General features: G+C 40.8%; 25 protein-coding genes. 14 read left to right on the top strand and 11 right to left on the bottom strand.

Features of this window, described 5'->3' with window-relative positions; all coding sequences use genetic code 11:
* Positions 1-38 precede the first annotated feature (38 nt).
* The 7 genes from PQ477_RS07205 (at position 39) to PQ477_RS07175 (ending at position 7,472) form a co-directional block, all read left to right on the top strand.
* Complete coding sequence (locus PQ477_RS07205; protein WP_274273273.1) at positions 39-1,886, top strand: UbiD family decarboxylase; 1,848 nt, start codon at positions 39-41, stop codon at positions 1,884-1,886.
* A gap of 182 nt (positions 1,887-2,068) precedes the next feature.
* Positions 2,069-3,052: a ring-cleaving dioxygenase gene (locus tag PQ477_RS07200; protein WP_274273272.1), complete on the top strand. Its 984-nt coding sequence runs from the start codon at positions 2,069-2,071 to the stop codon at positions 3,050-3,052.
* Between the two features lie 164 nt (positions 3,053-3,216).
* The gene (gene deoD / locus PQ477_RS07195; RefSeq protein ID WP_035393411.1) at positions 3,217-3,930 is read left to right on the top strand and encodes a purine-nucleoside phosphorylase; all 714 of its coding nucleotides are present in this window, start codon (positions 3,217-3,219) and stop codon (positions 3,928-3,930) included.
* 167 nt (positions 3,931-4,097) lie between these two features.
* A complete protein-coding gene (locus PQ477_RS07190; protein ID WP_060705544.1) occupies positions 4,098-4,961 on the top strand; it encodes an STAS domain-containing protein in 864 nt (287 codons plus the stop codon).
* Between the two features lie 28 nt (positions 4,962-4,989).
* On the top strand, positions 4,990-5,844 hold the full coding sequence (locus tag PQ477_RS07185; protein WP_035393406.1) for a mechanosensitive ion channel family protein: 855 nt from the start codon (positions 4,990-4,992) through the stop codon (positions 5,842-5,844).
* Positions 5,845-5,950: 106 nt separating this feature from the next.
* Positions 5,951-6,493 (top strand): RNA polymerase sigma factor, encoded by a 543-nt coding sequence (locus PQ477_RS07180; protein ID WP_274273271.1) that lies wholly within the window; start codon positions 5,951-5,953, stop codon positions 6,491-6,493.
* Positions 6,468-7,472 (top strand): hypothetical protein, encoded by a 1,005-nt coding sequence (locus PQ477_RS07175; protein ID WP_274273270.1) that lies wholly within the window; start codon positions 6,468-6,470, stop codon positions 7,470-7,472. Before PQ477_RS07180 ends, PQ477_RS07175 begins: the two co-directional genes overlap by 26 nt.
* A 307-nt stretch (positions 7,473-7,779) precedes the next feature.
* On the opposite strand, the gene PQ477_RS07170 is transcribed toward PQ477_RS07175, so the two are convergent.
* The 5 genes from PQ477_RS07170 to PQ477_RS07150 are packed head-to-tail and all read right to left on the bottom strand — an operon-like array spanning position 7,780 to position 12,795.
* The gene (locus PQ477_RS07170) at positions 7,780-8,880 is read right to left on the bottom strand and encodes a glycosyltransferase family 4 protein (RefSeq protein ID WP_274273269.1); all 1,101 of its coding nucleotides are present in this window, start codon (positions 8,878-8,880) and stop codon (positions 7,780-7,782) included.
* Positions 8,881-8,920: 40 nt separating this feature from the next.
* A complete protein-coding gene (locus PQ477_RS07165; protein ID WP_274273268.1) occupies positions 8,921-9,670 on the bottom strand; it encodes a glycosyltransferase family 2 protein in 750 nt (249 codons plus the stop codon).
* Positions 9,667-10,047: a hypothetical protein gene (locus PQ477_RS07160; RefSeq protein WP_274273267.1), complete on the bottom strand. Its 381-nt coding sequence runs from the start codon at positions 10,045-10,047 to the stop codon at positions 9,667-9,669. The genes PQ477_RS07165 and PQ477_RS07160 overlap by 4 nt, the downstream gene beginning before the upstream one ends.
* A gap of 16 nt (positions 10,048-10,063) precedes the next feature.
* Complete coding sequence (locus PQ477_RS07155) at positions 10,064-11,410, bottom strand: UDP-glucose dehydrogenase family protein (protein ID WP_274273266.1); 1,347 nt, start codon at positions 11,408-11,410, stop codon at positions 10,064-10,066.
* Positions 11,407-12,795 (bottom strand): O-antigen ligase family protein, encoded by a 1,389-nt coding sequence (locus PQ477_RS07150; RefSeq protein WP_274273265.1) that lies wholly within the window; start codon positions 12,793-12,795, stop codon positions 11,407-11,409. The genes PQ477_RS07155 and PQ477_RS07150 overlap by 4 nt, the downstream gene beginning before the upstream one ends.
* Positions 12,796-13,057: 262 nt before the next feature.
* Here PQ477_RS07150 and PQ477_RS07145 point away from each other — a divergent pair, with 262 nt between their 5' ends.
* The gene (locus PQ477_RS07145) at positions 13,058-13,396 is read left to right on the top strand and encodes a hypothetical protein (protein ID WP_274273264.1); all 339 of its coding nucleotides are present in this window, start codon (positions 13,058-13,060) and stop codon (positions 13,394-13,396) included.
* Positions 13,397-13,446: 50 nt separating this feature from the next.
* Here the strand turns inward: PQ477_RS07145 and PQ477_RS07140 are convergent, their stop codons facing one another.
* Genes PQ477_RS07140 through PQ477_RS07130 form a run of 3 tightly spaced genes read right to left on the bottom strand, consistent with a single transcriptional unit; the run spans position 13,447 to position 16,759 of the window.
* The gene (locus PQ477_RS07140; protein ID WP_274273263.1) at positions 13,447-14,529 is read right to left on the bottom strand and encodes a glycosyltransferase; all 1,083 of its coding nucleotides are present in this window, start codon (positions 14,527-14,529) and stop codon (positions 13,447-13,449) included.
* Complete coding sequence (locus tag PQ477_RS07135; protein WP_144560329.1) at positions 14,526-15,332, bottom strand: glycosyltransferase family 2 protein; 807 nt, start codon at positions 15,330-15,332, stop codon at positions 14,526-14,528. Before PQ477_RS07135 ends, PQ477_RS07140 begins: the two co-directional genes overlap by 4 nt.
* Positions 15,326-16,759 carry an oligosaccharide flippase family protein gene (locus PQ477_RS07130; protein WP_274273262.1) on the bottom strand — a complete coding sequence of 478 codons (1,434 nt, stop codon included), beginning with the start codon at positions 16,757-16,759 and terminating at the stop codon, positions 15,326-15,328. Before PQ477_RS07130 ends, PQ477_RS07135 begins: the two co-directional genes overlap by 7 nt.
* Positions 16,760-17,048: 289 nt before the next feature.
* Between PQ477_RS07130 and PQ477_RS07125 the strand changes: the two genes are divergently transcribed.
* Positions 17,049-17,894, top strand: coding sequence for a DegV family protein (locus PQ477_RS07125; RefSeq protein WP_035393385.1), 846 nt, complete (start codon positions 17,049-17,051; stop codon positions 17,892-17,894).
* Between the two features lie 70 nt (positions 17,895-17,964).
* Here the strand turns inward: PQ477_RS07125 and PQ477_RS07120 are convergent, their stop codons facing one another.
* From PQ477_RS07120 to PQ477_RS07110, 3 genes are read right to left on the bottom strand one after another with little or no spacing between them, the layout of a single operon-like run.
* A complete protein-coding gene (locus PQ477_RS07120; RefSeq protein ID WP_035393383.1) occupies positions 17,965-18,579 on the bottom strand; it encodes a YdcF family protein in 615 nt (204 codons plus the stop codon).
* Between the two features lie 11 nt (positions 18,580-18,590).
* Positions 18,591-19,145, bottom strand: a complete 555-nt coding sequence (locus PQ477_RS07115) for a cysteine dioxygenase (RefSeq protein WP_144560327.1) — start codon at positions 19,143-19,145, stop codon at positions 18,591-18,593.
* Positions 19,146-19,159: 14 nt separating this feature from the next.
* Positions 19,160-20,056, bottom strand: coding sequence for a DMT family transporter (locus tag PQ477_RS07110; protein ID WP_144560326.1), 897 nt, complete (start codon positions 20,054-20,056; stop codon positions 19,160-19,162).
* Between the two features lie 246 nt (positions 20,057-20,302).
* Here PQ477_RS07110 and PQ477_RS07105 point away from each other — a divergent pair, with 246 nt between their 5' ends.
* The 5 genes from PQ477_RS07105 to glpK all read left to right on the top strand — a co-directional run bounded on the left by PQ477_RS07105 (position 20,303) and on the right by glpK (position 26,852).
* Positions 20,303-21,883, top strand: a complete 1,581-nt coding sequence (locus PQ477_RS07105) for an ATP-binding protein (protein WP_274273261.1) — start codon at positions 20,303-20,305, stop codon at positions 21,881-21,883.
* Positions 21,884-21,899: 16 nt separating this feature from the next.
* Positions 21,900-22,601 carry a response regulator gene (locus tag PQ477_RS07100; protein ID WP_274273260.1) on the top strand — a complete coding sequence of 234 codons (702 nt, stop codon included), beginning with the start codon at positions 21,900-21,902 and terminating at the stop codon, positions 22,599-22,601.
* A gap of 82 nt (positions 22,602-22,683) precedes the next feature.
* A complete protein-coding gene (locus PQ477_RS07095; protein ID WP_274273259.1) occupies positions 22,684-24,348 on the top strand; it encodes an SLC13 family permease in 1,665 nt (554 codons plus the stop codon).
* A gap of 279 nt (positions 24,349-24,627) precedes the next feature.
* Entirely contained in the window at positions 24,628-25,332 is a 705-nt protein-coding gene (locus PQ477_RS07090) for an MIP/aquaporin family protein (RefSeq protein ID WP_274273258.1), read from the top strand.
* 23 nt (positions 25,333-25,355) lie between these two features.
* The gene (gene glpK, locus PQ477_RS07085) at positions 25,356-26,852 is read left to right on the top strand and encodes a glycerol kinase GlpK (protein ID WP_144560558.1); all 1,497 of its coding nucleotides are present in this window, start codon (positions 25,356-25,358) and stop codon (positions 26,850-26,852) included.
* Positions 26,853-26,977 lie beyond the last annotated feature (125 nt).

Genomic DNA, 26,977 nt, shown 5'->3' with positions numbered 1-26,977 from the left:
TAATAGAAAGTAGAAGAATGTTTGTAGGAGGTAAGTACATGTATCAAAGTCTAGAGGAATGTGTGCTTGATCTGGAAAAGCACGGTCATCTTGTCCGTATTAAAGAAGAGGTAGATCCTTATCTAGAGATGGCTTCCATTCAACGAAGAGCCTATAAAGAAGGGGCACCAGCAATACTATTTGAAAACGTAAAAGGGTCACGTTATCCGGCTGTTGCGAACTTATTTGGTTCCATTGAACGAAGCAAATTCATGTTTCGCCATAATTGGGACAAAGTGCAAGACATTATCGCCCTTCGTGATGATCCAATGAAAGCTATTAAGAGTCCGTTTCGCCATATTGGAAATGGTGTCTCAGCGTTAACGGCATTGCCGATGCGAAAATCAGGCTTGAATGGCTCTAAGTTAGAAGAAATCGAACTAACCGACATTCCCTTTATTCAATCATGGCCAGATGATGGGGGGGCGTTTGTTACGCTCCCACAAGTCTATTCAGAAGACCCTGACAAGAAAGGCATCATGTCGGCTAATGTAGGCATGTATCGTGTTCAGCTTGATGGAAATGATTATCAAGTTGGGAAAGAGGTTGGCTTACATTATCAAATTCAGCGCGGTATCGGTGTTCATCAAACAAAAGCCGTTAAACGCGATGAACCGTTAAAAGTCAGTATTTTTATTGGAGGTCCTCCGGCACACACATTAGCCGCTGTTATGCCTCTGCCGGAAGGGTTAAGTGAGATGTTATTTGCTGGCTTACTTGCGAATCGTCGTTTTCGCTATGGCTATGAAGATGGTTACTGTATTAGCCATGATGCTGATTTCGTCATTACAGGAGACATCTATCCAGATGATACAAAGCCAGAGGGACCTTTTGGTGATCATTTAGGCTATTACAGTTTAACTCATGAGTTCCCGGTTTTAAAAGTTCATAAAGTGTACGGAAGAAAAGGGGCTATCTACCCATTTACGGTGGTTGGTCGACCGCCGCAAGAAGATACAAGTTTTGGCGCTTTGATTCATGAGATTACAGGAGATGCAGTAACGCAAGAACTACCAGGTGTTAAGGCTGTGCACGCTGTAGATGCTGCTGGTGTTCACCCGCTTCTATTCGCCATTGGGAGTGAACGATACACGCCGTTTGAGAAAGTGAATCAGCCAACAGAGTTATTGACGATTGCCAATCGCATCTTAGGTTTTGGTCAGCTAAGCTTAGCGAAATATTTATTCTTAACAGCTGAAGAAGAAGAATCGATTGATATTCATGACGAAGCAGCATTCATTCAACATATTTTAGAGCGAATTGATTTAAGACGGGATCTCCATTTCCAAGCGAACGCAACAATGGATACGTTAGATTACAGCGGAACAGGATTAAATCGAGGCAGTAAGGTAACGTTTGCAGCTTATGGAGATAAAAAGCGTGAGCTCTGTAAGCAAGTGCCTAACGGAATGAAACAAGTAAGCGGAATTGAAGGTGCTAGCCTGGTTATGCCAGGAGTGGTGGCTGTTCAGCTTGAAAAAGGATTTACAGACTATGAGGTCATAGAGGCGGAAATGAACCAGTTTACAAAAAGGTTAGAAGAGGTGAATATGGAGCGGTGTCCTCTTATCGTTCTATGTGATGACAGTGAGTTTTTAAGTGACTCACTTGAGAATTTCCTTTGGGCGACGTTTACAAGAAGCAACCCTTCTCACGATATTCACGGCGTTAATGCTTTTATGAAGCATAAGCATTGGGGGTGTGATGCCGTCATTATTGATGCACGACTTAAATCACACCATGCACCACCACTTGTAGAAGACGAAGAGGTAGAGAGACGAGTAGACCGTTTTTTTCAAAAAAACAGCGTGCTCTTATCAAGAACAGAAGAAGACAGACAACAATGATATAAAGGGAAAAACGAACGCGCATGACGTCGAGGATGTACCGTTTAGTACGAAAACGACTGTCAGAGCGCGTTTTTTCAATTTTGTTTCCTCATGAAACGTCTCATTGTTGACATTTATCTCGAATTAGTTATAATTGAATTAGAGATAAAAGGAAAGTTAGATACCGAGGAGGTCCTAGCATGAATCAATTAAAAGGTATTCATCACGTAACAGCCATTACAAGCAGCGCGGAAAAAAACTATGAATTTTTTACGTATACCCTTGGGATGAGACTGGTGAAAAAAACAGTTAACCAAGATGATATTCAGACGTATCATCTGTTCTTTGCGGACGATAAAGGGAATGCTGGAACGGACATGACGTTCTTTGACTTCCCAGGAATCCAAAAAGGGTCACACGGAACAGATGAGATTTTTAAAACGGCTTTCCGCGTACCAACCGATGAAGCGATTGAATACTGGGAAAAACGGTTTAACCGCTTAAATGTGAAACATACAGGTGTTAAAGAGGAGTTTGGTAAAAAAACACTGTCTTTTGTAGACTTCGATGATCAACAGTATCAGCTCGTTTCTGATGAAACTAATCAAGGTGTAGAGTCTGGCATTCCGTGGCAAGACGGTCCTATTCCACTAGAATATGCCATTACCGGTCTTGGTCCTATTTATATAAGAGTTGCGAATGTGGATTTTTTTAAACAAGTATTAGAACATGCTTTGCAGTTTAAAGAAATTGCCCATGAAGGTTCTCGCTATCTATACGAAGTAGGGGAAGGTGGAAATGGTGCACAAATTGTAGTAGAGCATAACGCGATCTTACCACGTGCTCAACAAGGCTTTGGAACCGTCCATCATGCCGCGTTTAGAGTAGAAGATCGTGCTGTTCTCGATGAGTGGACGAAGCATTTAGAGTCACTTGGCTTCCAAACATCTGGCTATGTGAATCGTCATTTCTTCGAATCTCTTTATGCAAGAGTCTCGCCGCAAATCTTGTTTGAGTTTGCAACAGATGGACCTGGGTTTATGGGTGACGAGCCTTACGAGACTCTTGGTGAGAAGCTTTCACTTCCGCCATTTCTTGAGCCACAGCGTGAACAAATTGAAAGCGCGGTTCGTCCAATTGATACAACAAGAAGTACGAAAACATTTGAAAAAGAATACGAATAAAGCAGTTGTGCTCCCCTTTGTCACGTGAAGGGGAGTTTTTTGCTTGATTAGCACAGAAATCTTTGCGATTTAGCCGGAGTTTGTCTATGATGATGTAGTAAGCATAGTAATGGAAATTGTATTTTTTCACATAATAAGTGAAACAAACAAGGAGTTGTTAGGATATGTCAGAAGTAAAACAAACCGCTCATATTAACCCAACAGGTGAGATTGCAGAAACGGTTCTTCTTCCAGGTGATCCATTAAGAGCAAAGTTTATCGCAGAAACATTTTTAGAAGACGTTGTACAATTTAATAGTGTTCGTAATATGCTTGGCTTCACAGGCACATACAAAGGTAAAAAAATCTCTGTAATGGGAACGGGAATGGGTATGCCATCAATGGGTATTTATTCTTGGGAATTGATTCATATATACGGTGTGAAAAACTTAATTCGTATCGGCTCTTGTGGTGCTTTACAGGACAATTTAGATTTATACGATATTATCATTGGAATGGGTGCTTCATCGAATTCGAGCTACGTAAGCCAGTACCATATTCCAGGTCATTATGCACCAGTTGCTTCTTACTCTTTACTTGAAAAAGCAAAGCATATTGCTGATGAGAAAGGATATCCGGTACACGTTGGAAATATTCTTTCGAGTGATACGTTCTACAGTGCCGATAAAGAAGCAAATGATAAATGGCGTAAAATGGGAATCCTTGGTATTGAAATGGAAGCAGCGGCATTATACATGAATGCAGCAGAAGCTGGTGTGAACGCCTTATGCATTTTAACAGTAAGCGATCATATTTATAAGCAAGAAGAAACAACAGCGGAAGAGCGTCAAACATCATTTACAAAAATGATGGAGATTGCACTTGAGTTAGGTGAATAATACTTTGTGAAAGGTTTGGCTGGTGCCAAACCTTTTTTGTTTACCTAAAAAAATGTAGTATGTACTTAAAAAAAACAAAAAGAGGTTTTATTTATGTATAAATGGGTATGGAGGAAGAGCGCTTAAAAACAGACATCCACGCTTAGGTAATAAAAGGAGCAGAATATATGGACGAAACGAAGTACCATTCAAACTACGATTCCGTAATAGAAGTCTCAAACAAGCTGTTCAAGCTTGTTTCAAATAAATTAGGTGTAAACACTGCTTATATCGCTAGAAAAGAAGATGAACAAATTAAGATCGTCAACGCATTTAATGAGAAGGAGACGATCCTTTCTAAAGATGTAGAGATTGATTATTATGAATCAAGCTGTAAGCAAGTATTTGAAAGCGATCAAGAGTATACCACCGTTGAGAACTTAATGACAAATCCGAAAACGCAAGATCAAGTGGCCTCAAGAGAGTGGCATGTTCGAGGCTTTATGGGTGTAAAGTTAAAAAGCATGAACGGGGATATTTTCGGTACTTTATGCGTCATGGACCATGCGGAAAAACACTTTAGTGAAGAAGATGTAGAGTTCTTGAAAACAATAGCGGAAGTCTTGTCTTATATTATTGAGCTTGATGAAACCTTTGCGGATATCGAACTGTTAAGTGTGCCAATTATACCGATTCGCTCAGGCTTAGCAATTTTGGCTTTGCAAGGTAATATTAATAAAAGCCGTGGGAAGAAAATTTTAGAAGACACATTAAACTATGCATTAGATCACCGTATTAACCATTTTATTATTGATTTATCTCAAATAAAGTATAGCGATACAAATTTTGCCGTACTGCTTCATTCATTAATTTCTGCATTAAGACTAATGGGTGTAAAAGTCATGTTATCCGGAGTTCCGGTCCAGCTTGCTCATGAAAATACAATTCGCGATCAACTTGTAAAGCTTGATGTCGCTTATGTCAAAACCATTGAAGCAGCTTTAATGAAAATAGGCTATGTTTTAAAAGACGTAAGTGCGGATAAAGAATAAGTGATGCTATTTATTCTAGGAGGTTTCTATGTTTGATGATTTATGGAACTCCACGTATGCGCTCTTATCGGATACGGAGTTTTGGCTTGCTGTTGTAAGTACCCTTGTAAAAGTCATTGTTATTCTAGTACTGGCGCGAATTCTATTAGGGGTATTAAAGCGAGTCATTACCCAGATTTTACAAAAGCGTGAAGGAAAGTATGTCAATGTATCAGAACAACGAAGTAAAACCTTAACGTCATTGCTACATAGTGTTGTAGCCAACGTTGTTTATTTTATTGCCATTTTACTGGTACTAGATGAATTAGGGTTTAACCTTGCATCCGTCCTCGTGGGGGCAGGTGTACTAGGTCTAGCAATTGGTTTTGGTGCACAGAACGTGGTCCGAGATGTAATTACAGGATTCTTTATTTTATATGAAGACCAATTTTCCGTTGGTGATTACATTACAACCGGTCAATACACAGGAACAGTCATTGATTTTGGGCTTAGAGTCACCAAGATTCAAGACTGGACAGGTGAAGTCAACATTATCCCAAATGGTCATATTGAGGATCTGAAAAACTATTCAAAAGAAAATTCATATGCCGTAGTAGATATGCGTGTTTCGTATGGACATGACCTTGAGAAGTTACAGCAACTGATCATGGACGCTAGCTTTGTTGTTTATGATAGAAACGAAAACATGATCGAGAAGCCGGATATGCTAGGTATACAGGAAATAAGTGAATCTGGCGCTGTTATTCGTGTAATTGCGTTATGTAAGCCGGTCATGCAGTGGGGCGTAGAGCGAGAAATTCGCCGTGTCATTTTAGATTCCTTTGCTGAAAAAGGAATTGATGTTCCATACCAACAAGTGACGGTACACCAAAAAGAAGCATAAATGAGTTCAATCCTTGCAGTGTGAAGCTGCAAGGATTTTTTTTGCAACCTTTTGATCTCTTACATGGTCTAATAAGTGTAAGATAAAAGCAAGCAAGGGGGATTGTATGGAGAAGTTGGTGAAAAGAGCAAAAAAAGGAGATGGAGAAGCGTTTGTCACTCTCGTTAAACAATATGAAGAGGTGCTGTATAAAACAGCAAAACGTATTGTAAAAGAGGATGAAGATATAGCTGATGTGTTGCAAGATACGATGATGACTGCGTTTGAGAAGCTACATAAATTAAAAAAAAGCGAGTATCTTCATACATGGCTTTTTCGAATATTACTAAACAAATGTGCTAGTTTAACGAAGAAAAAACAGACCCAAGCGGCAGTTGATTTAAATGACTATCTCATGAAGCCGGCTAAAAATCAGTATTCGGACATTGAATTTAAAGATGCAGTGAACAGTCTTAGAGAAGAACAGCGCAACATCTTTACCTTGTATTACGCTGTTGGCTATACGACAAAAGAAATTAGCCAGCTATTAAACCAATCAGAAGGAACCATTAAATCTCATTTATCGAGAGGAAGAGCCGAATTAAAGAAGCATTATTATGAAATAGGGAAGGGAGTGCAGAATCATGGACAAATTACCAAAAGTTGTTAGTGAGTCGTTGAACCAAGCCTATCGTGAAATTCAAGTAAGTGGGAAGAAAAAAAGACGTTTTCGTGTTTGGAAACAGGTGTCTCTTACAGCTGTTGGTCTGTTTGTAATTGGTATGGCGACAAATGAAGATGTGCAGGCCTCCATTAAAGATCTATTTTATAGCAATGACCCAGGGGTAGAAAAGGCAGTAGCAAATGGATACGGTACTGCAGAGGAGAGTATGGCACGTGATGAAGACGTCACCCTTACATTAGCCCATCATTTTATTGATGAGCGTAAAATGGGGACTTATTTCACTATTCAATTTGATGATAAGACAGTACTAGAAGATGTAACAGATGTCAGTATCGATTTTCGCATCAAAAATGGAGACGATGAGTACGTGGTTGAACAAATACCGGACACTAAACCATTACGTGGAACAGAAGCTAGTTATGTAAGCAGTGGGTATACAAGTAGTAAGCTGTTAACTAAATATGGACTAGCAGAAATTGAATACCTTTTTGAGAATCGAACTGACCGTCCGTTTCCGCAACTCGAAAATGCTCTATTGTCGGTGGAGTCGATTAATCTATTCCAAGGAAATGAAGTAAAGAAGATTGATGGTGAATGGTTATTTAATCTTGAGAACACAGAAAGAGAGCTACTTGTTGCATATCGACCTGTAGAAAAGCCTGCTAACGTTGAATTCGTGACCACAGAGGTATCGGCTACAAACTTAGATTTAGCGTTTGTGTTTAAACCAGACGTTCAGCAACAATTAGGAGAAAATGAGTGGGATGTTCCTGAAGTGCATGTTCGTATCCCAGATGGACAAACCATTACGGACGCTACTTACTCGATAACAACAGAAGGAAATAACGTTCAATATCGAGGGAATTTTCCGTTATCGTCTTTCGCAGAAGGCACAACATTCATTGTAGAATTCTTCGGTCCAAATGGATTGATTGAAGAGGTAGAGATGGAGAAAGAGAGGTAAAAAAAGCAGTCTACTATAGACTGCTTTTTTACCTCTTGTAACATTGTATCATCAATAGCAGCAATTCAATCGATTCGTGAGTTGTTCCATAACATAATGGAGGATACTTCATTTTTCTGTTGTAATTCATCCAAGCTCGTGAAGTATAGTGGATTAACCTTATTTTTCTTTGTAGTGGCATGCTCGGTGACAAGCAAATCGATAAACCTCATAACTTGAACAATTTGTCCAGCTCTTCATTCATAGTTACCGTATTACAAAACCAACCCTTTTCTAAAAAGGGTTGGCTCTAATTGATCCACCCGCTTCACTTACTTCGCATGACCATTTTTGGGTGTTTTCGTTTGAATCGCCGCCTTATTAAGTTTAATAATGGTTGGCGTTTCTCCCCAATTAAGCCAATGATTTCTGCGAAAAGCTGGATCAGCACAGTGACGATCAATAGGAGTAGAAGGGAAAGCCATAAATTAGACATGGACATTAAGAGTGCCGCACAAGCAAAGAGGATGCTAACTCCATAAATGGTTAAAACGACTTGCCGATGGCCGTATCCTTTTTTTAATAGGCAATGGTGGAGATGGCCTTTGTCAGGAGAACCGATGTTTTGATGATTGAGCTTCCTACGTATAATCGCAAAGAACGTATCCATAATAGGAACACCAAGAATGAGGAGTGGGATGATCAAACTAATCATCGTCACGCTTTTAAACAACCCGACAATTGATAGAACGGCAATCATATAGCCGAGAAACAAAGAGCCAGTATCCCCCATAAATAGTTTTGCAGGATGAAAGTTGTAGAAGAGAAAACCACTGACGCTACCGATTAAGGGTACACCAAATGCGAAGACTAACCCATATGCAGCAGGATTGCCTGTCGCTAAAACAAGCATTGTTGCTAAGGCAATAATACTTACACCAGCTGCTAGCCCATCAAGTCCATCAATCAAGTTAATCGAATTCATAATGGCTACGAGCCAAAAAACCGTGATGACGGTGCTAAGAATACCAAAGTCTAGCCGGTCACCAAATGGAATGGATATAAATTCAATGGTTAAACCAGAGCTAACAACGATTAGTGCAGTTAGTAATTGTGCTACTAGTTTATACCTTGCTTTTAGAATAAAACGATCGTCTAGTAAGCCGACGATTAGTAACGGAACAGAGCCAAGTAGAATAAAGAATGTTGTGCGAACGTCGGCTTCAAAAAGATCCGTTAAAAAGAGCATGCCAGCAAGCGTACCAATGATAAAAGCAACACCACCGATACGTGGCATGGCAGTTCGATGTACTTTTCGTTCGTTCGGTTTATCGACAAAACCGAACCTGTGCGCAATACGAATCATGAAGGGTGTGACAAGAATAGTGGAGATAAAGCTAATTAGGGATGCAATAATGAACGAGTCCATGTTGTTCTCCTCACTGTGCTACGTCTAGTGTTATGAATGGTTATAGTTTCTTTACACCGTTCCACGCATAGCTGCAAAAAATAAAACAGCATTTAAGTAGTGGCAGTGCCTCATGCTTGCGGTATATGTGCCAGTTTTGTTTAGCCGCTTTCCACTTATTACTTGAAATGGATCCGCCAACTTTACGATAGGCTGCAAGTTCTTCGTTCATACCATAGGCGATATGGCCTTTTTTTAAGATAGCTAGCCATAACATAAGGTCTTGTCTTGTTCGAATGGTTGGCATTTGTAGCTTGCCTAACGCTTCTTGATTAATCATGACAGTTAAACAACCGATAATCGTGTTTGATAGCAGTTTGTCATACGATACTTGTTTAGGAGCAGGTACAACCTTATGTCGCTCCCGGCCATCTTCGCGCATAATTCGATAGCTTGTAAACGTAAAAAGGTAGTTGTTTTTTTCCATAAAGTGTACTTGACGAGCTAATTTTTGCGGTTTCCACAGGTCATCTCCATCAAGGAATGCGACATATTTGCCTGTAGCACGTGTTAAGCCTAGATTACGAGCGACAGCCGCGCCGCTATTGCTGGACAAGTGAAAAAGGTGAATCCGATGGTCCTTAGATTGATAGTGTTTGGCTATCTCACTACTTCCGTCTTGAGAAGCATCATTAATGAGCAATAATTCCCAATTTTCGTACGTTTGGCTTAGTATGGACTCAATGGTATCTGCTAAATAACGCTCACAGTTATAGACGGGCGTAATAATGGATACGAGTGGTTCCTTCACTCTGACTGCACCTCCGAAACGGATGTAATATACCAGCGATTTGATCTGTTTTCATAATGGACATCGATGTCAGACCAACGTAAGGTGACGGTGTGACTGAGCTGTGTTGTAATCATTGGTTCCATTGAGTGATCAATGGAGCGAAATAAAAGCATTTCTTTTTCGGTTAACTCATGTGAGAAGTGATGATTGAACTGCGTTGTATCCTTTTCATTGATAACGAATGCAGCTGCACGATGATAGCGGATAATTTCTTCAACTACCTGCTGGTTAATAGGTTCCTCTTTTTCTCGGTAAGGATCAGCATTGTTGCTATCGAGGAAAAAGAATCCACTTAAAAAGAATAAAGCAAGGGCGCTTAATCCCACTTGTCTCATCGCAGAAATGCCTCCTCTAATGGGTTCCAGTTTGAGCTGTCAATGAAGGTGATGGTGCGAGACGTCCATCAACCTGTGCTCGACCGACAGAATCATAATAAAATCCTTGCTGTTTCATTTCTTCAGGATGAAATAAATTCCGTCCATCAATAACAACAGAATCACGCATAAGTACCTTTAGCTCTTCTAAATCAATGGATTTGAATTCAGCCCAATCTGTTAAAATTAGAACCGCATCTGCCTCTTTTACAGCTTCTTGCCAAGAAGAAGCAAGAACGACATCTGGTAGCAAGCGCTTCGCTTGGTCTGATGCAACGGGATCGTAAGCAATCGTACTACTTTGCTCACTTAGTAAGGCTTGAATAATATCGAGTGCAGGAGCAGCTCTCATGTCATCGGTGTGTGGCTTAAATGCTAGACCTAAAATGGCAATTCGTTTTCCAGCCAGTATGGGGCAGCTTTTTTTAAGTTTCGCTAAAAGGCGGTAGCGCTGTTCGTGATTGACACGTTCGACAGCAGGAACAATCTGTAAATGATAATTCGCCTCTGCAGCAATTCGAATGAACGCCTGTGTATCTTTTGGGAAGCAAGATCCGCCGTAGCCTACCCCGGCTTTTAAGAAGGATGTACCGATTCTGTGGTCAAGACCCATAACTCGTGCAAGCGCTTCTACATCAGCACCGACGCTTTCGCAAACATTTGCTACTTCATTAATGAAGCTAATCTTTGTGGCCAAAAAGGCATTTGCGGCATATTTTGCTGTTTCAGCTGTTTCAATTGTTGTCACGATAATTGTGGGATTAATGGGTTTATGCAAGGCTCGTAAAGCGAGCTCGGCTTGAACATCTTCTACACCAAAAACAGCACGCTCCATCTCTAATGTGTCTTTTATGGCGTTCCCTTCTCGTAGAAATTCAGGGCATGATGCAATCGAGAACTGTTGGTGACCGCTACTGAATGACACCCACTGCTTAATCTTTTTATTTGTACCAACCGGGACTGTACTTTTTGTTACGATTGTCATACCTGGTCGAACGTATTGACCAATCTCTAATGCCACGCGTTTGATATACGTCAAGTTGGCAGATCCATCTTTATTTGCAGGTGTGCCCACCGCGATTAGTATGATCGTTGCTTCGTTCATCCCTTCTTCTAAATCGGTAGTGAAAATAAGGTTGTTCGCTTTTGTGCTTTTATTCATAAGCTCTTTTAAACCAGGCTCATAAATTGGCACAACACCGCATCTTAAGCTATTAATTTTATCGAGATCGTGGTCAACACAGACAACGTTGTGCCCGAGAGAGCTGAAGCATACACCTGTGACAAGGCCTACATAGCCAGTTCCAATTACACATACATTCATATAGAAGTCACCTTCGCTTTCTGAAAAATGTTCGGTACGTGATTTGGTAAGTATCGTTTCTGTCTAGCAAGTTCTAGTAAACCAACAACGATCATGATGATGAGCCAAAATCGGGGTGAGGCAAAATCAGCTCTGTATAGGCTTGTTACACCTAAGTGAATCCATAAAATCAATGCGATGCTGTAATAAAGGTGAATATTGCGCTTTTTCCATAAATAAAAGGAAATTGCAATGAAACTTATTGTGAATAGCAACCCCCCTAGCAAGCCGTGTTCAAAGAGGAGATCAACAAAGACATTGTTTGACGTTCCGCTAACAGCCCCTTGGTGACTAAGAAATTTCGTTCGTGCTAGGAAATCGTAACTTCCAGGGCCAAAGCCGAAGAGTGTATTCATGAACGAGTAGTCGAAGAGCCATACGAACGGAAAGACGAGCATGTAGAGCCTGCTATGGTGCATGACATCAAAAAGACCATCAACCCGGCCAAGAATCGGCATGAATAAGGCTATAAAGGCTTGTGGTAGTAAAAGGAATAAGGTAGTAATGAGTAGAAACAAACCGCCTATAATCGTTAGAATCATTTTCTTTGGGATCATGTTTCTAGTAAACAGCAATAGCATGGCTACAAGCCCAATGACGACAACATTCACATAACCGCTAATTGAAAAAGTGAGTAGTAAAACGAGAATGACCAGACTTGCAAACAAAGCGTATGTTTTTCTAGTCATGATAAGTGTTCCGATAATGAGACCATCTAGTAAGAAGGGTACAAGAAAGCTTGGTTCGTCCGTAAAAGAAGTGATCCTGAAATTAAACAGCACGTCTTGGTTAACGCTATGTACATAAGCTCGAGTATCGAACAGGGGCATAGGGTAGCCAATCGTAAAATGTAAAAACTGCCAGATACCTCCGAGTGCGAGAAGAAACGTTCCGATTGTATAGCCTTTTAGAAGGGATATGTTCGTTTGTTGAACATCTCTACGAATAAAGATAAGAACAACGAGTGTCAACACAGTGTATAAAGAAAGATTAATCAGTCTGTTGAGTAAAGAATGATTCACGTACGCTGTATATTCGACAGATTGAATGGAGACCAAGGCAAAGGCGACACCAATGAGCGAAGCAATAGCTGGTATCGCAATGGCGCCACACACAAGAAGCCCTATCCGATTCAATTCTGTAATGGAAACCGGTTGTCGCTCTGTAAACAACGCTACTAGGAACAGCGCTAACGCTAGAAATGTAAGCAAAACAGAACCGGGTATTGGTATGAGATGCTGCACTATACTTGTAACAGCAACGGGAGCAGAAGCGGCATAGAGGGTCATGACGCTATAAATAGGTAAAGTCTGTCTTCGAGTGAGTGTGTAGTTAAGTGAGTGCATCGTCTGAATCCTTTCACGTTTGAACTGTCGTCATCGTAACACGGTAAGAAACGTTATTTATAAAGGCTTCTTAAAGAAAAAATGAAGATTCGGAGCCAAGGACATTTACGAATTTAACGAAAATAGACGCATGTATTGATAAATGAAGATTCTGTTTCTTGGAAAGCCAGAAACCGTCTTTACAATTGAAAATGAGTCCTCTTTATTCCTTAAATCATTCGGGATATAGTAAGGGAAATGGTTTGCTGGGAGCTGAGTTGAAATGAAAAAGGTGATGATCGTTCTGTCGCTTCTCTTTCTAGTAGGGTGTGGCGAGCAAACACTGACCGTGCGCTCAACATTAGAGGGGGATAGTTACTTGCGAAACAATCTACATACATTAACCGAAGAGCAATTTCTGTCATTTGCGAGTGTCGAAAGCGACATGGATACTGAGACGTATGAAGCGTTCAAGCAAAGGCTATATGAACATGAACAAACGCGTTACGTATTAATGGATGAACGGATTTACCGTTATACAGTAGAGGATGAGCTTCTTTATGTAGCTGATTGGGTAGAGGAAAACGGTATTCACAAGCTTGATAATCTTGTTTTTCCGTAAGTGAAACTAGACAGAACGGCTCTTAACGTGAGCTGTCCTGTCTAGTTTTTTTATAGCCAAAGTTTTTCATAGTGGTTTGCACATGTATCTACGGTAAAATCATGTGCTCTCTGAATTAACGCTTCCGCAGGAACAGGGTTTAAAAGAGCAGATTCCATAGCCATTGCTAATGCTTCATAGTTGCCAACAGGAATAAGGTGTCCATACATGCCATCTTTCAAAATTTCTTTTGGACCGCTTGGACAATCGGTAGAGACAATTTGCGTCCCAGCGGCCATTGCCTCTACTAACACATTCCCGAAACCTTCATATAAGGAAGATAATACAAATACGTCTGCTTGCTTCATATAGGGATAAGGGTTGTGTTGGTAGCCAACAAAGCTGACGGCATTCTGTAGTTTGGCTGTCACTACAAAGGTTTCCAAGTCTTCACGTTCTTCTCCGTCGCCGACAAGAATAAGCGCCGTATGAGGGTTGCGTTTATGCACAAGCGCAAAGGCTCGGAGTAATGTTACATAATCTTTCTGTTTATGTAGTCTGCCAACTGTGACGAAAACATGTAAAGACGAATCTGATAAAAATGGATGATGGATAGGCTGATTCATCTTCTCACTTAATGATTTTGTGATAACAGGATTATAAATCGTATGAACAACCGGTAAGCGGGCAATGGCTTGAATATCAGAGGATACCCCGCGGGAAACGCCTACAACGTGATCGGCATACCGATAGGTTCGTAATACCCATTTCTTTGTTCGATTCGCAGATGGATCTTGCTTCGCTTGCTCACTTAGATGAACGCGGCTAGACACAATCAATGTTGCTTTTAATTGACTTATTTTTTTGGCGAGAATAACGAGCACATTTAGATAATCTTTTGCTGAACAAATAATGTCTGGTTTCTTCTTACGGAAATAGTAAATGAGCCCAGGCAATGCCGCTCTAGCTTTCACTTTTGATAAGGGGACAATACATACCCCACTTGGAACAGAATCAGTATATTCCCCAGATGGATGCATAACGACAAGGTCAACCTTGTAACCTCGTTTGATATAGTTTTCTGCTAGGTGTAGGGTCATCCGTTCAACACCACCAGCATCGAATGAATAGAGAATAAAGGCTATGGTTTTCATTTTGTCCCCCTTTCTGGCTGTTCGCTAAATGAGAGCATTGCTTTCACAGCTTTCGTATAACTGTTGACTGGTTGCTTAATGGAACCCGCTTTTTTAATGAATAACGCAGTAAGTAAAAGTAGTCCTATAGGTGTGTTGTACATGGTTTTAAACAAAGGGCCCTTACTAATGAGTTGTTTCTCTGAAAGCCTCGATTGTTTTGTTGGCTTTTGATGATAAACAATCGTTTCAGGATAATAAGCAAGCCGCTTTTTTCCTGTTGTGAATTGCTGTAAAAATAAATTCTCTTCACCGCTAGGGTAATGGCTTCCAAGACCGAATGACTCATGAAAACGTAAAGAGGCAATGGCTTCGGTTTTAAAAAAAAGCTCGATAGAGGATTTTCGAAACAACATTCGGCCATTGACAGTAGAAGATGGTTTTTTTGGATAGTTCTTGTAGGTCTCATTCATTTCAGGATCGAAAATCTGAAAGCAACAGCCGTCGCTGTCGTTTTTTAAGTACTTATGTACTGTGGCGACTGCATGGTTTGGATACCAGCAGTCGTCATCAGAAAACGTAACAAGATCTCCGTTTATATAAGGTAGGGCTGCATTTCTCGCTTTCGATAAGCCTTTCTCCTGTAATCGAATATGCCTATAAGAAATCGTAATAGGTGTCAGCCATTCACTTACTAGTTCATGATGGTTTTGCGAAACAATAATCAGTTCAAGCGCAGGCATCGTTTGTGTTTCGAGACTAGAAAGAAGTCGGTTAAATTCTTGTTTGCGTTCTCCTAAGGTAGGGATAATGATTGTTAACATATACGTTTCTTCCTCTCGTTTCGATTCTCAATAAATGCTTTAATTTGGTAGTAGTGAAGGGCAGCATAAACAAGGCTATAAGTGAAAATGCCAATGAAAACGCGTGTGAGAAACATCCCCCAGCCGCTCTCGTCATGATAAGGAAGTAAACTTACGATCATGGCAGCACTTGCTAACAAAACCTTTACAAATTCTTTAAACGGAAAAAGATAGGGAATGCGCTGAATGATGAGCAAAATCCAGCTTATGGTAATTGCGAGAGCGTAGGCTAAAACCGTCGCTATAGCAGCACCTTCAAGTCCATATGGTGGAATAAGGATGATCGTCAAGGCAACATTGACGACGGCGGCTAAAATAACTGGTATGATTTGGAGCTTTGTTTGTTTTGTAAGGTGAAAGACTGTATCAATTGCGTATAGTTTAATGCCTTTTAGAAAAGCACCAACAGCTATATAAGGAATCAGGATGCGTGCCGTTTCTTGAAAAGCAGCGCCTAAAAAAAAGCTTGCGATAAAGTCTTTTGTGACAATGAATCCTATTGTGACCGGGAGACCAACTGCTAACAGCATCTCTGTATTACGTTTTACTTGTTGATGAGCAGCACGTTCACCTTTCTGTTCAAATGCACGTATAGCAATCGGAAAAGCTGCCAAGTTAATAATGAGCATACAAGTAAAAATGGTTTGTTCCGTTAAATCATAGGCAATGGCATAGTTTCCGGTAGCCTCCATTCCCAGCATAGCCGTAATGATTAATCGATCAGATTGATGGATAACAATACCTAGCAGTAACGTAATGGTTAATGGCAAACCATAGCTTGCAAACTGTTTTACTAATAAGACGTTAAATGTGGACGGTGCTAGTGTTAATCCAAAGCGCCTCAGGGTCATTGGAAAAACAGAGAGCAGTAGGCCGATGATGAACCCGGTAACAAGTCCTGTTGCTCCAAAGTCAAAGAAAATAAGAATTGTTGCACATAGCAATCCGATTACGGAACGGGCAAAGGCTACTTTCCCATATCCAAGGGGGTTTAACTCTGACCGAAGTAAAGAAAGGTGTAGTTGATACCACGATTGACTCCAGGACAAAAGCAATATAATAAGTACAAGTTCGAGGGTGGCAACGGTTGAGACGAACGTCAGTATCAGTGCAAATAAAGCACTAATGAGCATCAGTGAAAGAAATACGATTTTCACAGTCATATAGTAAGCACGGCCTAATTCGTGCTGTTGTTGAATGCGCAAGACGCTAACCTTTAACCATTCAAACAAGACAGCATTCACAATTGCTGCACTTGCAAAAATGAATGCATAATGACCGTACTCTGTGGGACTAAGTAAGCGAGAATAAATAGCGATTCCTAAAAAGCCCACAATGGCAGGTATGCCGTGCGATAATAAGTAAGCAAAAGCGTGTTTCGTTAACAAGCTGTTCATCCCTCTTTTCCTTGCTCTTCAAGAAAAGATTGTAGCAGAGAGAATGGAAATTGAAAAAAAGCTCAACTTTACAATGGATAAATGAACGTTACAATCTTTACAATTTATTCATAGAAATAGGTAACTCTAAAATAATACGAAAACGATTACGTTCATACTTTTTTCTATAGTCGTATAATTGCGCTTTTTAAGAGAGCGTTTACACTCAGGTGCACGTGTGTCATACTACAAACAACGTATGTTATGCGTTCACAAAATGCCTTATTAAAGGGAGATTTTAATGACAAAAATCAAAATTGTGACGGATTCCACTTGCGATATAGATGCATCGATCTTACAAGAGTTAGGGGTAACCGTTGTCCCGTTATCAATAAACATTAATGGTAAAAGTTATTTAGATGGAGTCGATTTAACGAAGAAAGAGTTTGCGCACATGCTTGTGACAAGCGAAGACCTTCCAAAAAGCTCTCAGCCTCCGGTTGGGGAATTCGTCCGGGTTTATGAGGAACTCTTAAGTGAGCCTGATACGCACGTTTTATCTATTCATATGACAAGTGCGATGAGCGGAACCGTTGCATCTGCACAAATGGCGGCAGATGAATGTGATGGTAAAGTGACTGTGGTTGATTCTCGTTTCATTTCAATTGCGTTGTCTTTTCAAGTGACACGCGCGGCGGAACTAGCAAATAAAGGGACAAGCCTTGAGGACATTCTAAGTGAGCTTGCTGATATTCGATCGAAGACTTCTTTATATATTGTTGTCGATACGTTAGACTACTTGGCTAAAGGCGGTCGAATTGGAAAAGGGAAGGCGCTCCTTGGTTCATTATTAAAAATAAAGCCAATTGCTTCCTTACAAGACGGTTCGTATACTCCTGTAGCAACGAAGCGCTCCCAGAAGCAAGTGCTTGAATTTCTAACAGACACATTTGCAAAAGAAACAGAAGAGAAGGAGATTAAACATGTCGGTGTAGCTCATATTGAAGCCGAGACGTTTAGTGAGCAAGTGTTGGATCGTTTAAGAAAAGTCCGACAACATTTCTCATCGTCCATACTGGAAACTTCTCCAATCATTAGCACCCACACAGGGCCTGGTGCCATTGCACTTATGTATTACACAAACTAACACATGATCGTACTATGGTCCCTCCAAAGTAGGCACTTGAAAAAGTGGCAACATTGGAGGGCTTTTCGGCTTATCCATCGCCAATGGAAATGTCTTCATCAATAATGGCCCCTATTCTTGCATAGCGTACAAGCTTCTGCACTTCTGCTTCGACTCTTTTGCGACTATGAGGTGACAGAAACCAATTCCCTTCTTTTGTGCTCCGATCATCTACAGAGGCAAAAGAGTACGTGATCCAGCTTGGCATATACGTGCGCATCGTTAACCACACTCTTAACATATGAATGCTAGAGGTGACGATGATGATATGCTTTACATGATGCAAGTAGTAAGCACGATCGAGAACGAGGAGAGAAGCCAGAACATTTTCTTTTGTGTGTAGCGACTCTTTTTCGATTAAGATCGCTTCCTCAGGGATGCCGCTTTGAAGTGCTCGTTCTTGCATCATCACCGCTTCTGGTTTCTTGGAAGCATCCCAAGATACACCTCCTGAGAACAATAGTTTATTAGCCCGTCCTTCCTGATAGAGTTGAATCGCTTTTGGGACTTTATAGTCGACAGCCTTACTGCTTCCTGGAACGAAGATGCAATCTCCCTGTTGTCCATCGTCAAAAGTAGAATGATAGAGAAGTTCGGTGATTTGAGCGTCTGTAAGCTCGGCTGTATTTAACTGAGAGAGATGCATCGAATTCCTCCTTATTTCGGCGTTTGATTTAATTGAATAACTTTGAGCCGCTGCTTTTGATCTTCTGGCCACCAGGCACCACAATCATCTGATACGACACAGGCGGCACATTTTTCTAAATCATACACTTTCATCCCTGAAATAGGTGGAGCGTATAAGTGGAGAGTTAACAACCCTTTGTTGCCTTCCATGCGGTGCACACTTTTTTTAGGGGCAAAAAATGTTTTCCCTTGTTTATAGCGTTTCTCAACGAATAGCTCTGGCAGCTCATTTGATTTCACTTTAAAAAGCTGATTCGACACGTTGCCTTCGATCACTTGAATCCATCCATAAGATGCACCGTGATCATGGGGGGCACAATCAAGGCCAGACCAATTCATGAGTAAAAGTTCAACCTGTTTAGATTGGAACAGCAGTTTGCGATAGTAAGGCTTTTCCCTGCTTGATTGAATGTAAGGAGCTAACTCATCATAGGTTGCGTTCAGCTTTAGCAATGCTTGACGTAGTCTTTCAATACTTGGTTTATTGAGAGGACGCAAGCAGTTGCTTATATGGCGTTCGAACATAATGGTCTCCTTTCTTATTCCCTGTTTTTCGGCTGAGTTAAACCGTGGTTTGACAGCAAGACTCCTCCTATAATTATGATTCCTCCTACAATACTTAGAAGTAGAACTTTTTCTTTTAAAACATAGACTGCCGCGATAAACGTTACTACCGGTTCAATATAAAGAAAACTAGATACGGTTGATGCTTGTAGTTGCTTCAAGGCTTTTGCCCAAAAGAAGTAGGCAACCGCCGAAACGAACACCCCTAGAAAAAGCAAATGACTCCATCCGTTCATGGAAAGCGACGTTAATTCCTTGATGCTCGTATGAACCTGTACGAGTGGGAAGGTAAGGCATGTACCGATTAAACACATATAAAACGTAATGGTCACAGGCGGCAATGGTATACGGAGTCCTTTTAAAAGCAAAGAATAAACGGCCCAGTTAATCGTGCTAAGAAACATGAGCATATAGCCCGGCTGGAAAGATGAAATGTGCGTAGGGTTCGTAATGAGCAGGACACCTAATAGTGCTAGAAGCATGCCGATTCCTTTTAGACGTGTGAATCGTTCATGAAGAAAAAAAACTGCAAGTACACACGTGAAAATAGGAATCAGGGAAATCATCCAGCCCGCTTCAGAAGCTTGAATGGTTAACAATGCCGTTGATTGTAACCATTGGTGTATAAACACACCGAGAGTCCCAAGAATAAAGAGGTGCGGAAGGTAGTATAAAGGCAATTTAAGAGGATAGCGAAATATGATTAAAAATAAAAATAGAAATAGAGAACCGATTGCAAAACGACTGATCAAGATTGTACTAGGCGTAAGCTCTACAAGCAGTGCCTTAGTGTTTACAAACGATATCCCCCAAAAGGCGACGGCTAAAAAAGCAAATAAAGCCGCAGTTAAAACAGAACTAGACCAACGCATAAACACGTATCTCCTTCAAAAAGCAAAGTGAAACTCTTTTTGAATTGTATGCAAAAGGAAAAGAGAAATGTCCAAGCGATAAAAAAAGCTCCCAACATTTGTTGGGAGCTAAGGGGGATAGGGGAATACGCTACTCATTCTTACCGTTTGAATGAAATCTATACATTCTTAAAAAAAAAAATTAAACTTGTAAGTACAAGATGCTCGGATTTTAACAGATAAAATGGCTAGAGGTGGAGAACGGAGATGAAAAAAGAACCACTAACGCTTAGAACGCAAACGATGTTATTAAGTGCTAGCATTGTCCTAGTAGCGTTGTTATTATTCGGATTATTTAGCGCGTTTCAACAGGCAACGTTAACACGAGAACAGCTGGCTGATAAAGTTCAAATTAGCGCCAGCCACTTGCAGACTCATCCAGCAGTTGTATCTGCCCTTGAAGCAGACGAAACGACGGATGAACTCATACAACTTGCTGAGATAATTAGAGAAGAAAATGAGTTCTTGTATATTGTCGTGATGGATACGGATCAAAAACGTTACACCCATCCCGTTGAGGACCGCGTTGGGGAACGGTTTATAGGCGGTGACGCAGACTTAGTATTTGAAGGAGAATCGTATATTTCGGAAGCTGTTGGTTTTTTAGGCCCTTCTGTTCGAGCTTTTGAACCTGTTTTTAGTCAAACAGGCGAATTAATCGGTGCCGTATCAGTTGGAATCTCTACTGATGCAATTAACGAGGCTGAAACCCAGGCAATTCTTACATCAGTAGCTGGTGCAAGCGGGAGCTTACTTGTTGGGATGATTGGTGCCTATTTTCTTTCAAACCGAATTAAAAAGCAGCTTCACGGTCTTGAACCTCAGCAAATCGCACGGCTTGTAAATGAGCGTGAAGCCATTTTAGAAGCAGCGGGTGAAGGCGTGATCGCGATTAATGAAGACAGTGAAATCATTGCCATTAATGGCGCAGCTACAACCTTTTTAAAAGCAACCAATCATGAAGAATCTGTGGAGGGGAAAAAGGTCCATGAAGTGTGGCCAGAACTTAAATTGGAAGAAGTGATGGAACAGCGTGAAGGGAGCTACGATGTTGTTTATCAACGAAATGATTTAGAAGCAGTTGTGACAAAGGTGCCGATTTTTTATCAAGATCTCTGTATCGGTGCGCTTGCCACATTTCGTGAAAAGAATCAGTTAGATGATATTATAAAACGTTTAAGTGGAGTAGAAACCTATGCCAAAAGCTTAAGGAGCGAAACCCACGAGTTTATGAACAAGCTACACATTATTAGTGCGATGGTGGAAACCGAATCATATAGTGAACTAAAAGACTATATTGAAAATCTATCTTTACGCTATCAGCAAAAGAAGAATAGCCAATTACCAGATGAAATTGGCAAATTAGTATCTGATAAAAGTTTAGCGCAGTTTTTAGCTCGAAAAACAAGCGTGTTAGAAGAGCAAGGTATTAACGTTCTGTTCCAATCAGGTACACCTTGGCCAAAACTATCTTCAGAGCTAATTGATGCATGGATTACGATCATTGGGAACACCATGGACAATGCAGCGGAAGCTAGTCTCAATCATCGAGAAACGTATATTATTGTCACAATTAAGCAAGTAGGGGGCGTCCTTCGCTATGTTATTGAGGATAACGGCAAAGGCTTTTCGCCTAATCAAGAAAGACAATCGACAAAAAAGGGAGATCATGGCTACGGGTTAGAGAATGTAAAAAAAGAAGTCTCTCGTTTTCGTGGAACGATTGACCTTTTATCAAGAGAAGGTAAAGGTACCATTATTACGATCCATATTCCATTAGGGACATGAAAGGAGGTAGAACAAGTTGATTCGTGTAGCAATGGTTGAAGATGAGGAAGAGATTGCACATTTCCACAGTCTTTTTCTTAAAAAAGTTGAAGGATTTACATTGGTAGCAAGTGCACAAACGTTTGAAGAGGGTTTACAGCAAGTGAAAGAACACAAACCAGATCTATTGTTGCTTGATGTGTATATAGGTGACAGGAATGGGTTAGATATCTTAAAGCAAGTGCGCTTAGAGGAACGGAATGTCGATGTAATTCTTATTACATCCGCAAATGATGCGTATACGGTTCAAACAGGCTACCGCTTTGGTGTCATTGATTATCTCGTAAAGCCATTTACCTTTGCGCGCTTTAAAGAAGCTCTTGAACGCTACCGGCTTATAAAACAAGAAACGAAGCAACCATCATTTGCTCAACAAGAAATAGACAAATTGCTTCAACGAAATGAAACAAACCAACTCATAGAAAAAGTACATATGCCAAAAGGCATTACAGAAGTAACGGCGAAGAGGATTTTAGAAGCATTAGATGATACAAACTGGCAAACAGCTGCGGAATTAGAGGAGCGGACAAGCATTTCTCATGTTTCGCTCCGAAAATACTTACGCTACTTTCATGAACAAGCGTTTATCGAGAAAGATCTTGTCTATTTAACGCATGGGCGACCATACAATCGCTACCGTATTTTGGAAGCAGGTAAGACGTTTCGATTAAAAAGTTGATTTCGTTTAATTAAAAAAACTAGACCATTCTCCAAGTCCGTGAAAAAATTAGTAAACGCTTTCAAAGGACGGAGGAATAAGTATGAAGCTTACATGGAATCGATTATGGGAACAATCTGAACGTACAAAAGATCTTTTAAATATCTTCTCCTATGCAAATAAAAGCTCGGCTGCTCTAAAAAAAGAAGCAGTTGAACATAAAGAGAAGCAACAGAAAAAAACAGTTAATCCTGATGGGGGGAATGATAAGAAGCCATATTCAAGGGCTCAGCTTGTCGGTTTATTACTCGGACCATTACTATTTGTTTTGACAATAGTATTCTTTGAACCTGCTGGATTATCAGGCGATGGGCAAAGAGTGTTAGCGGTTACTCTTTGGATTGCTACGTGGTGGATGACTGAAGCAATTCCAATTCCAGCTACTTCGTTAATGCCCCTTATTTTGCTACCAATGACAGGGGCCATGCAAGGGTCAGATGTGGCATCATCGTATGGAAACGATATTATCTTCTTATTTCTTGGCGGTTTCTTTATTGCTACAGCAATGGAAAAATGGAATTTGCATAAGAGGATCGCTCTTTTTATCATATCGGTAATCGGGACAAGCACACAACGTATTTTACTGGGCTTCATGACGGCAACAGCCTTTCTTTCGTTTTGGGTTTCAAACACAGCGGCTGTTATGATGATGATACCGATGGCACTAGCCATTACAGCTCAAGTAACAGAAGCAATGAAAAACGACCCACGTAAAAAAGACATACCAAAGTTTGAAAAAGCCATTATATTCGGTGTGGGTTACGCTGGTACAATTGGTGGATTAGGTACGCTAATTGGAACACCACCTAATATAATCTTAGTAGCACAATTAAATGAGTTATTCGGTATGTCAATTGGCTTTGGTTCATGGATGTTGTTTTCCGTACCAATGGTCGCGTTACTTATTCTATTTACGTGGTTTTATTTAGGAAGATTAAGTTTTAGAACTAGTATTAAAACATTACCAGGTGGTAAAGCACTAATTGCTGAAGAACGACAAAAGTTAGGCTCCACGTCTTTTGAAGAACGAATTGTTGGAATGGTTTTCCTGTTTGCTGCATTTATGTGGATTTCGAGAGAATTTCTCTGGGCCGGTGATGACGCAATCATCGTACAATTGCCAGGTATATCTGACGGGATGATTGCTGTTATAGCGGCTATGCTACTATTCTTAATTCCGGCAAAAGCAACGCCAAGAGTGTTAGATTGGGCAGACTCGAAAGACATCCCGTGGGGCGTACTTCTCTTATTTGGTGGTGGCTTAGCGATTGCTGCAGGGTTTCAATCTAGCGGTTTATCCAACTGGCTTGGAGACCAACTAACGGTACTTGATGGCCTACACATGTTGTTAATCATTGGTGGTGCAACATTATTAATTATGATGTTAACAGAGATTACTTCAAATACGGCAACAGCAACTATGATTTTACCTGTTGTGGCGGCACTTGCAGTTGCACTTGATATTCATCCGTTTGCTCTTATGATTCCTTGTGCAATGGCAGCAAATTGTGCGTTTATGTTGCCGGTTGGAACACCGCCAAATGCGATTATTTTTGGAACAGGCAAGTTGAAGATCATTGAAATGGTAAGGGCTGGATTTTGGTTAAATGTCTTTGCAACCATTATCATTGTATTATCTGTTTATTACATTGTTCCTCATGCATTAAATGTTGATTTTTCAACATTCCCAACAGAAATTCTTGATTAACCTCGTTCATGAGAGATGCAGAAGATTCTTAATCTATGCATCTCTTTTTTATCTTCCTTTATTTAAAAAGGAAAAATTGTTTATATGTAGAAAGAATAGGGAAAGAATCATTGAATCCGTTTACAAATAAGCTTGTTCATACTATAATGGCACCATGTTAATAGAAGTAGCTGATGAGTGTATGAGGAACAGCTTTTTTTGCGGACTGTAATGGATCTGTGAAAAAGGCTGTTCTTTTTTGTGCGTACGCTTCTCAGATGAAGTAGAGGAGGAACAAAAATGGCTGAAGTTATTGCCGAATTTGTAGGAACGATGATACTCATTATATTTGGTGCAGGTGTTATTGCTGCAGTTAATTTAAAAGATTCAAAAGCTGAGGGTGCAGGCTGGTTAACGATTGCCGTTGGTTGGGGTTTTGCGGTAGCGTTAGGTGTGTACGTATCAGGAACAGTAAGTGAAGCGCATTTAAATCCTGCGGTAACAATCGGTTTTGCTGCAATTGGAGAGTTCCCATGGAATCAGGTTCCAGGCTACATTATTGGACAATTGCTGGGTGCTATTGCTGGGGCCGTTGTTATCTTTTTACATTACTACCCGCATTGGAAAAAAACAGACGATCCTGGTGCTAAATTTAGTGTGTTCGCAACAGCGCCAGCGATTAAACATACACCGTCTAATTTTGGATCCGAACTAATTGGAACCGCTGTATTAGTATTTGGACTACTCGCAATCGGTGCGAATACATTCAGTGAGGGCTTAAACCCTCTTGTCGTTGGTGTACTGATTATTGCTATCGGGCTTTCTCTTGGGGGACCTACAGGGTATGCGATTAATCCAGCCCGTGATCTCGGACCGAGGATTGCCCACGCTCTTTTACCCATTAATAAAAAAGGACCATCGGATTGGGCATATGCATGGATTCCTATTTTAGGTCCAATTACAGGTGGTGTCATTGGTGCATTCGCCTATACAATGATATTTTAAAATGAGATGAGGAGGAACGAATGATGAAGAAAAAATACATTTTAGCAATTGACCAAGGTACAACAAGTTCGAGGGCCATTTTATTTGATGATAAAGGGGAGATGCTGCAAACAGCCCAGCGCGAGTTTAAGCAGTATTTTCCTAAGCCAGGCTGGGTGGAACATAATGCAAATGAAATTTGGACATCTGTACTAGCGGTTATTGCCGAGATTTTCTCTGAATCTGATGTGAAGCCTGGAGACATTTCAGGGATCGGCATTACGAATCAGCGTGAAACAACCGTTGTGTGGGACAAGGCAACTGGGAAGCCGGTATACAATGCGTTAGTATGGCAATCTAGGCAAACCGCAGGCATCTGTAAAGAATTACGAGATGCTGGCCATAATGAGCTGTTTAGAAAGAAAACAGGACTACTGATCGACCCTTATTTTTCAGGAACGAAAGTAAAGTGGATTTTAGATAACGTAGAAGGTGCGAAAGAGCGAGCGGAAAAAGGAGAGCTTCTCTTCGGAACCATTGACTCTTGGTTAATTTGGAAGCTAAGTGGAGGAAAAGCACACGTTACCGATTATACGAATGCGGCACGGACACTCATGTACAACATACATGAGTTAAAATGGGATGATGAATTATTAGAGATTCTAGACATACCAAAATGTATGTTACCAGAAGTACGCTCCTCTTCAGAAGTGTATGCAGAAACGGTAGACTATCATTTCTTTGGTGAAAATATTCCGATTGCAGGTGTAGCAGGAGACCAGCACGCAGCTCTCTTTGGACAAGCTTGTTTTGAAGAAGGTATGGTCAAAAACACGTATGGTACGGGTTGCTTTATTCTAATGAATACAGGCGAAAAAGCAGTGGAATCGAAGAATGGTCTGTTAACGACCCTTGCATGGGGAATCGATGGCAAAGTGGAGTATGCGCTTGAAGGAAGTATCTTCGTAGCAGGATCAGCGATTCAGTGGCTTCGCGATGGCATTCAGCTTATCGAAAATTCACCACAAAGTGAAGAGCTTGCCACACGCATTACGTCATCAGATGGTGTGTACTTAGTTCCTGCCTTTGTTGGCTTAGGCACACCTTACTGGGACAGTGAAGCTAGAGGAGCGATGTTTGGATTAACCCGTGGAACCGAGCGATCTCATATTGTTCGCGCCACGCTTGAATCCCTTGCGTACCAAACGAAAGATGTTATGACAGCAATGGAGAGCGATGCTGGAATTGAATCGAAGAAACTTCGAGCAGATGGTGGTGCAGTAGCCAACAACTTCCTTATGCAGTTTCAAAGCGATTTGCTTGATGCGCCAGTAGAAATTCCTTCTGTCACAGAAACAACGGCATTAGGAGCTGCATACCTTGCAGGACTAGCAGTCGGCGTCTGGGAAAGTAAGGAAGATATCGCGAAACAATGGAAGATGGATCGTTCGTTCAGCCCTGATATGAAGGAGAAAGAACGAAACGAATTGTACAGTGGTTGGAAAAAAGCGGTTGACGCAACAATGACGTTCAAACCGTAATACTTTACGAACGAAAGAAAAAGGCGTACACTAAGAGTAACAAGTTAATGATAAAATCTTTGAGACGATGAGGGGATTACAGCACTTAAGTAGGCAAACTGCCTGCTTGAGAATGTTGTGGTCCC

The organism is Shouchella hunanensis, from assembly GCF_028735875.1.
Taxonomy (GTDB): Bacteria; Bacillota; Bacilli; order Bacillales; family Bacillaceae_D; genus Shouchella; species Shouchella hunanensis.
The sequence above is the reverse complement of the archived record's forward strand: the minus strand, read 5'-3'. Positions and strand labels throughout refer to the sequence as shown.

Coding starts and splice junctions, on each gene's coding strand:
- deoD (WP_035393411.1), top strand. CDS start 3,217: ATGTCAGAAGTAAAACAAACCGCTCATATTAACCCAACAGGTGAGATT.
- PQ477_RS07150 (WP_274273265.1), bottom strand. CDS start 12,795: ATGCACTCACTTAACTACACACTCACTCGAAGACAGACTTTACCTATT.
- PQ477_RS07170 (WP_274273269.1), bottom strand. CDS start 8,880: ATGGACTCGTTCATTATTGCATCCCTAATTAGCTTTATCTCCACTATT.
- PQ477_RS07200 (WP_274273272.1), top strand. CDS start 2,069: ATGAATCAATTAAAAGGTATTCATCACGTAACAGCCATTACAAGCAGC.
- PQ477_RS07105 (WP_274273261.1), top strand. CDS start 20,303: ATGAAAAAAGAACCACTAACGCTTAGAACGCAAACGATGTTATTAAGT.
- glpK (WP_144560558.1), top strand. CDS start 25,356: ATGAAGAAAAAATACATTTTAGCAATTGACCAAGGTACAACAAGTTCG.
- PQ477_RS07160 (WP_274273267.1), bottom strand. CDS start 10,047: ATGAGACAAGTGGGATTAAGCGCCCTTGCTTTATTCTTTTTAAGTGGA.
- PQ477_RS07180 (WP_274273271.1), top strand. CDS start 5,951: ATGGAGAAGTTGGTGAAAAGAGCAAAAAAAGGAGATGGAGAAGCGTTT.
- PQ477_RS07155 (WP_274273266.1), bottom strand. CDS start 11,410: ATGAATGTATGTGTAATTGGAACTGGCTATGTAGGCCTTGTCACAGGT.
- PQ477_RS07120 (WP_035393383.1), bottom strand. CDS start 18,579: ATGCATCTCTCTCAGTTAAATACAGCCGAGCTTACAGACGCTCAAATC.
- PQ477_RS07145 (WP_274273264.1), top strand. CDS start 13,058: ATGAAAAAGGTGATGATCGTTCTGTCGCTTCTCTTTCTAGTAGGGTGT.
- PQ477_RS07135 (WP_144560329.1), bottom strand. CDS start 15,332: ATGTTAACAATCATTATCCCTACCTTAGGAGAACGCAAACAAGAATTT.
- PQ477_RS07090 (WP_274273258.1), top strand. CDS start 24,628: ATGGCTGAAGTTATTGCCGAATTTGTAGGAACGATGATACTCATTATA.
- PQ477_RS07205 (WP_274273273.1), top strand. CDS start 39: ATGTATCAAAGTCTAGAGGAATGTGTGCTTGATCTGGAAAAGCACGGT.
- PQ477_RS07175 (WP_274273270.1), top strand. CDS start 6,468: ATGGACAAATTACCAAAAGTTGTTAGTGAGTCGTTGAACCAAGCCTAT.
- PQ477_RS07095 (WP_274273259.1), top strand. CDS start 22,684: ATGAAGCTTACATGGAATCGATTATGGGAACAATCTGAACGTACAAAA.
- PQ477_RS07185 (WP_035393406.1), top strand. CDS start 4,990: ATGTTTGATGATTTATGGAACTCCACGTATGCGCTCTTATCGGATACG.
- PQ477_RS07110 (WP_144560326.1), bottom strand. CDS start 20,056: ATGCGTTGGTCTAGTTCTGTTTTAACTGCGGCTTTATTTGCTTTTTTA.
- PQ477_RS07125 (WP_035393385.1), top strand. CDS start 17,049: ATGACAAAAATCAAAATTGTGACGGATTCCACTTGCGATATAGATGCA.
- PQ477_RS07190 (WP_060705544.1), top strand. CDS start 4,098: ATGGACGAAACGAAGTACCATTCAAACTACGATTCCGTAATAGAAGTC.
- PQ477_RS07140 (WP_274273263.1), bottom strand. CDS start 14,529: ATGAAAACCATAGCCTTTATTCTCTATTCATTCGATGCTGGTGGTGTT.
- PQ477_RS07115 (WP_144560327.1), bottom strand. CDS start 19,145: ATGTTCGAACGCCATATAAGCAACTGCTTGCGTCCTCTCAATAAACCA.